This window comes from Methyloceanibacter sp. (assembly GCF_050728395.1).
Classification (GTDB): Bacteria; Pseudomonadota; Alphaproteobacteria; order Rhizobiales; family Methyloligellaceae; genus Methyloceanibacter.
Genome location: NZ_JBOHJB010000111.1, coordinates 1 through 7,981 on the forward strand (window position 1 = coordinate 1; position 7,981 = coordinate 7,981).

The following is a 7,981-nucleotide window of genomic DNA, read 5'->3' on the forward strand; positions in this document are numbered from 1 at the left end:
CCAAAGTGTCCGCGGGAACCGTAGGTTCATTGGGGCGGTCGGGCAGGGCGCCGAATTCAGGCTTGAGGTCCTTGCCGACGATGCGCACCAGGCGGCCGGCGATGTCGGAGGTGGAAACGAGCGTTCCCGAGCCGAGATCGATCGTCTCACCCTCTATACCGGGGGCGGTCGCCGCGGCGACAAAGCCGTCGATTACGTCGGAGATGTAAACCCAATCCAATCGTGTCCTTCCGCTCGCGAGCAGGGGGCGTTCCCCGCGCAGGAGCGAAAGCGTGACCGAGGGAACAAACTTGGCAGCGGCCTGACCGGGACCATAGGCCATGGATGGCCGCACGATGACCACCGGTGCGTCGTAAAGGCTTTGAAACATGCGGCCATAGCAGGAGGCAGCCCATTTTGCCGCGGCATAGGGGGACTGCGGCGTTGTGCTGGGACTGGTCGGGGGTTCGGTGAGCGAGCCGCTCAAGACGATGCGCCGGCAACCCACCTCCGTCGCGGCCACCAACACGTTGATTGTGCTGGTGAGCAGGCTGTGAAAGGTCGGCAGCACAAGCTTGAAGTCCGGGCTGGCGCCGACCGCACCCGCCAAGTGAAACACCACATCAGGCTTCACCGTGGCCAACAGCCGGCGTGCCACCGCAAGATCGGCGAGGTCGGCCTGGTGCCAGTGAGGTCCGCGCGCTTTCGATGCATGCCGGCGGCGTGACGTCGCGTGGACCTCATGGCCCTGATCGCACAGCCTGCGGCAAAGATGCTGGCCGATAAGACCGCTGGCGCCGGTGATCAGGCTTGCAGCGTAGGGCAAATGATGTCCGCTCAAGGCTGGTCCTCACGCGCTTTTCGGCATGTAGATCAGTTCGCCCTCGACGGCGGTGCCGTCGTCGTACATGGCGACGATGTCCTCCGGCAGCTGCGTCAAGTCGGTGGCGCGCATGAAGTCGCGCATGACCGTTCCGGTGCAGGCAGCGTCGAGGTTCGGCGCCCCGTTCTTCTCGATCACGTCATCGAGATGCACGGTGCGGAAGTCGATGCTGAAGCGGGTCACGCCGGAAATGTTCGGCACGCTCGAATGCATCTGCGCCGCGGAGAACAGGACGAGGCCGCCGACCGGGCAGATCAGGCGGATCTGCGGATCGCGCTCGATCGGCTCAGAGGCGCGGGGCAGGGGCCGCGGGTCTTCCTTGACCAGCTTTGCGACATTCTCGCCGCGATGCAGCTTGTTCCAGGTGTAATAGTTGTAACCCGCCGAGCTGTTCTTGACCGGCTGGCTCCAATAGCGCGGATGAAACGCCATCGCGTTATCCGAGTGCAGCTCGTAGATCGGCAGCCACCAATTGAGCTGACAGGGCGGGGCCGAATACCAGGTGTCGCGGTGCGCGTGCCAGGCATAGGCGATGCCGGTGGTGAGGTAATTGCTGCTCGTCGAGCTGCGCATCCTCGGGACGTCGAAATAGGTCGTGCCCAGATCGCAGCCCAAATCCTCCAGGATCGCGGTCAAATGCCGTTTCGATTCAGGGTGATGGATGAACGAAGGCTTCAGCTTGCCGAGCAGATCGGCGTAGGTTTCGACGTCCATGCTGTCCTGTGCGATCCTAGGATCGAGGCCGCCGAAGGCGTCTTCGACCATGCCCCGGGCGAAATCGACGAAATTCAGGATGCTTCGCCGCGTGGAAAAGACAAACAGCTGACCGTCGTACAAATGCTCGCGGCGGACATCATCCGAAGCCGCAGAGTCGTAATACACCGTGTTGTTCATGATGCTTCTCCTGCCTGAAGGCTTGAGCGTTCCCGACAAGATGCCAGAGATGCCTCTCGGCGCGAGGCGCGCAAAGGGGGGCGCGACACCATCGATACAGGTGCGATCCGTACTACCCCGTCGGGGGAGTGCCCGACCCATGATTGGAAGCAGGCAAATAGGCTTGCGCCTTGGGGGTACCCCCAGCTCCCGCGCCCCGCCCAAGGCTGATCGAGACTAAGCCAGGATCTTGCGCACGAAGAATGCTTCGGCGAGGCGCGAAGGCGCGTTGCACTCGATGCCGCGCAAGCGCAGCAGCGACCAGAACGCCTCCTCGTCGAACCATTGCCGCTTGGCTTGGGACGGAAACACCTCGAGCAGGCTGCCGATCTTGTCCTGGCAGACCTCCGCCGGAAGCGGCACGAACAGATTCGGGCGCCCAAGATCGCCGTCATATTTCATGATCTCGTATTCGAGGATCATGTGGTCGCGCCAGGTGTTCCACGTCAGTTGCGAGATGAGACGGTGGTCCTGATGCCGGTCGTCGTCGTGGTGGGTCATAATGAGATCAGGCGCGAAGCTCGCCTTGAGCTCCTCGAAGGTTTCCTTGATCAGCTCGCCCTGGAACGGGAAGAATCCGTCGCGAAACCCATGAATGACGATGTCGCTCTTGGTGCTGGTGCCGGCCAGGAACACCTCAGCCGAACGCCGAGCTTCCTCGACCCTCTCGGGGTTCTCGCCCCCGAACACCACCCATTTCACTTCGAGCTCGGGATGGGCCTTGGCCAGATTCAGAATCGTACCGCCAGCCCCGATCTCAATGTCGTCGCAGTGAGCGCCGAGGCAAAGCAGCCGCTGCACGCGAGTCAAATCCAGAACCGATAGCATCGCCCACCCGCGTGAGAGTTGCGCCAAAACCGAACACGAGAATCATCGCCTTGGCCTGCTCGTTCAGGCCGCGCGAACCTTCGTTGTTGCGCTTGAAGCGGTCAATGGCGCGAAAAGGGATTGGGTGGAACTCAGCCAAGCGAGAAATAGGTACCCCCTCGCAGCTATTGCCGGTGACGCCAAACTGGAGAAAGGAGTGAGAGGCAACCGCTTGTTGCGGTCTGGGAGAGCGAGATGGATGTTGCATCAGGCAGAAGCGAAGATGTTGCGTTAGACGGACACGGCCCCGTGACGTCGGCCTTGGAATCGATGCGGTGCCGTCATTGCGGCACGCCGCTGCAACACACCCTTATCGATCTCGGCATGTCGCCGCTGTGCGAGAGCTTCATCACTCAGGACCAGCTCGACGCGCCGGAGACCTATTATCCGCTCCACGCGCGGGTCTGCCACACCTGCTGGCTGGTCCAGCTTCCGGAGTTCGTGAGCCCAGCCCACATTTTCACCGAATACGCCTATTTCTCATCCTATTCGACCACTTGGGTGGCGCATGCCGGCCGCTACTGCGAAATGATCAAGGGCCGGCTCGGGCTTGGCCCGAAAAGCTTCGTCGTCGAGCTCGGCAGCAATGACGGTTATTTGTTGCGGCATTTTGTTGGCCTCGGCGTGCCGGTGCTCGGCATCGAGCCGGCTGCCAATGTGGCGGAGACCGCGCGGCAGGCCGGCGTCCCGACTCTCGTCGCCTTTTTCGGCCCCGAGACCGCGGCGCAAGTGGTGGCTGAACGGGGCCATGCCGATTTGATCGTGGCCAACAATGTGCTGGCGCAAGTACCGGAGCTCAACGACTTTGTGGCCGGCATGGCGCATCTCTTGGCGCCCGAAGGGGTCGTCACCATCGAGGTGCCGCATCTCGAGCGGCTGATCGCCGAAAATCAGTTCGACACCATCTACCACGAGCATTTTTCGTATTTCTCGCTCGGCACCATGAGTCGGCTGGCCGCGGCCCATGGGCTTGTGCTGATCGACGTTGAAACTCTGCCGACGCACGGCGGATCGCTGCGCGCCTATCTCGCCCATCGCGGCTCGCGGCGCCCGGTCTCCATCCGCGTCGCCGACATGCTGGCGCAGGAGCGGCGGGCCGGGCTCGAAATGCTGTCGACCTATTTCAATTTCGCCGGCCGCATCCAACGCACCAAGCGCGAGCTTCTTTCCGTCCTCATCGAGGCCAAGGAGGAAGGCAAGCGTATCTGCGGCTACGGCGCCCCCGGCAAGGGCAACACGCTGCTCAACTATGCCGCCATCGGCACCGATTTCCTGGACTTCACCGTGGATCGCAATCCCTACAAGCACGGCCGCTACACGCCGGGCATGCACATCCCGATCCACCCGGTGGAGGCGATCGACGATGCCAAGCCCGATTACATTCTGATCCTTCCGTGGAACCTCAAGGACGAGATCGTGCAACAGATGCGCCATGTCGGCCGATGGGGCGCCAAGTTCATCGTTCCCATTCCATCTGTCTCGATCGTCGACCCGAACAAGCTTTTCTCTTGAGGGCCGCAGCCGTCCTGCGGGTCGGCCCGGCGCGCGCATTGCCGCCGGTTGACCCGTAGGATGGCTGCAACTTTCAGCCGGTATGAGGGTTATGTCAGCATGTCGCTGGTGGAAGGTCGCTCCGAGTTCGTTACCAACTCGGGGTTAGCTTGAGGCGGGTCTTGGGTCACGGCCCAGCGCGTATTCGCCGTGGCTAAGTAAAGGATTCTGTGAGAGATTATCGCAAGATGCGGTGGCGGCGCTCCGGCTCTGTGAGCGGTGAAAGGGGGAGGCATGGACGAGAAACTGGTCGAATTATTCATGAAATGGCTCAAGGCCTTCGAGGCCGTGCAGGCTGCGACCAAGGAAAAGGACGTGGTCGCCGCGCACAAGGTTCTCTCGGAGGTCGAGGCACAGATTGCTGCGACGCCCGCCGAAGGTTTGCGCGGTCTGGTTGTAAAACTCGGGCTGCATCAATTTCTCAACGACCACGCCGATGCGGCGAGCGTGCAAGTCGATTCCGCCTATGCGGATCTCGTTCGTCTCACCGGGCACGATCCGGCGACCGAGATTTGCAGCCGGTTCGAGCGCGAGGCGGCTTAAAGGCGGTCGGCTAAGCCAGGCAGGCTCACGTTCATTCGCGAAGGTAGAGAACGCACGCCCTGCTTCGAATCCTTCTCGCTACAAGGCTCAAGAGTGTGCTTTGGCTCTGGGGTCGAGGTGCCGCAGGTCGAGCTGCTTGGTCACCGGCGTCGCTCAATCGCAGCGCGCATCAGGCGATGCTCGCGGGCTCAAGCCACGCGAGCAGAACTCGGCCCTCTTGGCGGGAGTAACCCTTTCGCGCCACGAGCCCCCGCCAATCTTCCGCCTCCCGGTGGGCGAACACTCGCTAAGCTTGCCTCTACCACCCTCGGAGCGGAGCGCTACAGCATCCGCTTCGCGCCCTGCGATTGCGGCGGAGCCGATCGATGAACATGTCCCGTGCGGGCGATTTCTATAACGTTGTCGGCAACGATCGGGCCCCCGGCGTCGAGCGGCTTCGCCCGGGGAGGCCCTCGAAGACGCTGTTGCGCTTGCCGAGGTCCGTCGATCTCCGGTCGGAAGCGGACAGGATGATCGAATTGATCTGCGAGCTTTACCCGGTGTGCCGCAGCATCACCGGAGACGGGCTGCGGCAGAGCCTCTTCCGCCTCGGCGAGCTGATCCCGCTTGCCACCCAGGAGGTGGCGTCAGGCACGGAGGTGTTCGACTGGACGATTCCCAAGGAATGGAACATCCAAGATGCCTACATCAAGGATAAAGACGGGCGCCGCGTCGTGGACTTCCGGGAAAACAACCTGCACGTGGTCAATTACAGCGCGCCGGTCAACACGCGCATGTCGCTTGGCGAGCTTCGTCCCCACCTGCATTCGCTTCCCGAGCACCCCGACTGGATTCCCTATCGCACTACCTATTACGCGGAGTCCTGGGGCTTCTGCCTGTCGCACCGGCAGCTCGAGAGCCTTGCCGAGGCCGAATACGAGGTGGTGATCGACTCCTCGCTTCGAGACGGAGCGCTCACTTATGGAGAATGCTTGCTCCCCGGCGAGACCGAGGATGAGTTCCTGATCTCGACCCATATCTGCCATCCGTCGATGTGCAACGACAACCTGTCCGGCGTCGCGGTGGCGACGGCGCTCGCGCGCATCATGGCGCGCACGCCGCACCGGTTTACCTACCGCTTCCTCTTTGTGCCGGGGACCATCGGTCCGATCGCCTGGCTGTCGCGCAATCAAGACAAAGCCGGCCGCATCAAGCACGGTCTGGTGCTCGCCTGCGTCGGCGACCGCGGAAGCGTCAACTACAAGCGCAGCAGGCGTCTCACCGCCGATATCGACAGGGCCGTGGAGCACGTCTTGCGGACGAGGGGAGCTCCCTTCGAGCTTCGCGATTTTTCGCCCTACGGCTATGACGAGAGGCAGTTCTGCTCGCCGGGATTCGATCTCCCGGTGGGAAGCTTCCGGCGGACCCCGCATGGCGAGTACCCGGAATATCACACCTCGGCCGACAATTTGAGCTTCGTGTCGCGCACGCATCTTGCCGACACGCTCGGAACGCTGCTTGAGGTGATCGACCTCTTGGAGAGCGACCTCAAATTCATCAATCTCAGCCCCATGGGGGAGCCTCAGTTGGGAAAGCGAGGGCTTTTGCCGGCGGCGAGCGACAAGGAACAGATGGCGCTGCTGTGGATGCTCAATCTTTCCGACGGCGAAAACAGCGTTCTCGATGTCGCCGAGCGCTCAGGATTGTCCTGCGAGGAGCTTCGCCACGCGACCGAGAGGCTTGTAGGCTGCGGCCTGCTGCAAGAGTGGATGGAGGCCGGTGAGTAGAGCCATTCACTCCGAATGCGCAAAGTCGGTCATTCTGACCAATTCGGCCAGCGACTTTGCGTGCATCTTGCGCATGGCCTTGGCGCGATGGACCTTCACCGTCACCTCGCTCAAACCCAGTTCGGCGGCGATTTGCTTGTTGAGTACGCCGGCCGCAACCCGCGCGACCACGTCTCGCTCGCGTGGGCTCAGCGACTCGAAGCGCTCGCGGATGGTTGAACTCGATTGTTCCTTTCTGCGGCGCGTCCCGTCCTGCTCGAGAGCGGCATAGACGGCATCGAGAACGTCTTGATTGCGGAACGGCTTGGTCAGGAAGTCAACGGCTCCAGCCTTCATCGCCCCCACCGCCATGTGAATGTCCCCGTGCGCGGTGAGGAAAATAATCGGCACGTTGACTTCGGCCTTGATGAGCTCCTCTTGAAGTTTGAGGCCACTCATCCCCGGTAGCCTCACATCGAGCACCAGGCAGCATGGCGTGTCCATGACTGGGGCCTCGAGAAAGGTGTTTCCCGAGGCGAAAAGCTGGACGTGGAGCCCGACGGACTCAAAAAGCACCTTCAGCACCGTGCGGACCGCGGCGTCGTCGTCGATCACGAAGACGGTGGAATCGCTGCGGGGGTGCTCCGTCATGGCTAGATGTGGTCCCGGATGGTGCCTGATGTATCTCGCTGTGATCTTTCCGGCTCTAAAGATCGGCGCTGGCCCAGTCATTCCTGAGCGAGGTTGGCCCGCCAAGCCTGCCTTCGATCACTCTAGAAATACGATAGAAGCGTCGAAGTGGACGCATCCCTGGTTTTTCTCTCCCGAACACGGCCGGTCCGCCTGACTTCGGCGTCCTGCTCTTTGATACCAAGTGAGCAACACTGTCTCTATCGGTTTGGTCTGGTTGCATATTTCACGTCTACACGCGACCGCGGGGTCGCAAGAGGAGTGCCACCGAAGTACGAGAGGCAGAGTTTCCAACACGAGCCGCGTCCCTGCTGCTGGAATTAAGGATGATATGAACGGAGCAAACCTTTGCCGTCGGCGGTCTAGCATGGTGATCCAGTTAGCTCAAAGTTGTTTCAGCTTTGAACGATTTGCCGTTGGCGTCAGCCTTAATATCAATTTCTCGCGACCTGTGACAAAGCAACTCAAGGCGCCAATTGCCGGGTGAATGGAGCCTGATAACGGCCCGTTCCGGCTACCCCTTTTGGCTAGTGTATACGATGGTGTAGCGCCGCTAACCCAAGGGCCAAATGACACGCCCTAACATTTAAGTCTAATTGGAGGAGAGTTGTACTTGTGGAGTAAAAACAATGAGTAGTCCTATCCCCCTTGTTGTAACTCATCCGTGTGCTCTCGTTCGCGACGGGCTGAGGGAAATTCTAAGCAAATCCTCCTTTCGTCCAGTGCACATCCTTCCTGCGCTCAATCAGGACGCCGAAGGCGTGTTGGCGTCCGGGGGGGTGTGCATCTG

General features: G+C 61.3%; 7 protein-coding genes. 3 read left to right on the forward strand and 4 right to left on the reverse strand.

Translation table 11 applies throughout. The features are described 5' to 3' along the window. The 3 genes from ACREC7_RS14520 to ACREC7_RS14530 form a co-directional block, all read right to left on the reverse strand. On the reverse strand, positions 1 to 820 hold an 820-nt coding region (locus ACREC7_RS14520; protein ID WP_431556404.1), incomplete at its 3' end, for an NAD-dependent epimerase/dehydratase family protein. Between the two features lie 9 nt (positions 821 to 829). Next, positions 830 to 1,756: a hypothetical protein gene (locus ACREC7_RS14525; RefSeq protein WP_431556405.1), complete on the reverse strand. Its 927-nt coding sequence runs from the start codon at positions 1,754 to 1,756 to the stop codon at positions 830 to 832. Positions 1,757 to 1,972: 216 nt separating this feature from the next. Next, on the reverse strand, positions 1,973 to 2,596 hold the full coding sequence (locus ACREC7_RS14530; protein WP_431556406.1) for a PIG-L deacetylase family protein: 624 nt from the start codon (positions 2,594 to 2,596) through the stop codon (positions 1,973 to 1,975). 336 nt (positions 2,597 to 2,932) lie between these two features. Between ACREC7_RS14530 and ACREC7_RS14535 the strand changes: the two genes are divergently transcribed. The 3 genes from ACREC7_RS14535 (at position 2,933) to ACREC7_RS14545 (ending at position 6,522) form a co-directional block, all read left to right on the forward strand. Continuing rightward, positions 2,933 to 4,174 (forward strand): methyltransferase domain-containing protein, encoded by a 1,242-nt coding sequence (locus tag ACREC7_RS14535; protein WP_431556407.1) that lies wholly within the window; start codon positions 2,933 to 2,935, stop codon positions 4,172 to 4,174. 273 nt (positions 4,175 to 4,447) lie between these two features. Continuing rightward, positions 4,448 to 4,756, forward strand: a complete 309-nt coding sequence (locus tag ACREC7_RS14540) for a hypothetical protein (protein WP_431556408.1) — start codon at positions 4,448 to 4,450, stop codon at positions 4,754 to 4,756. Positions 4,757 to 5,121: 365 nt separating this feature from the next. Then, complete coding sequence (locus tag ACREC7_RS14545) at positions 5,122 to 6,522, forward strand: DUF4910 domain-containing protein (RefSeq protein WP_431556409.1); 1,401 nt, start codon at positions 5,122 to 5,124, stop codon at positions 6,520 to 6,522. 6 nt (positions 6,523 to 6,528) lie between these two features. Here the strand turns inward: ACREC7_RS14545 and ACREC7_RS14550 are convergent, their stop codons facing one another. Further along, positions 6,529 to 7,152, reverse strand: coding sequence for a response regulator transcription factor (locus tag ACREC7_RS14550; protein ID WP_431556410.1), 624 nt, complete (start codon positions 7,150 to 7,152; stop codon positions 6,529 to 6,531). Positions 7,153 to 7,981: the final 829 nt, after the last annotated feature.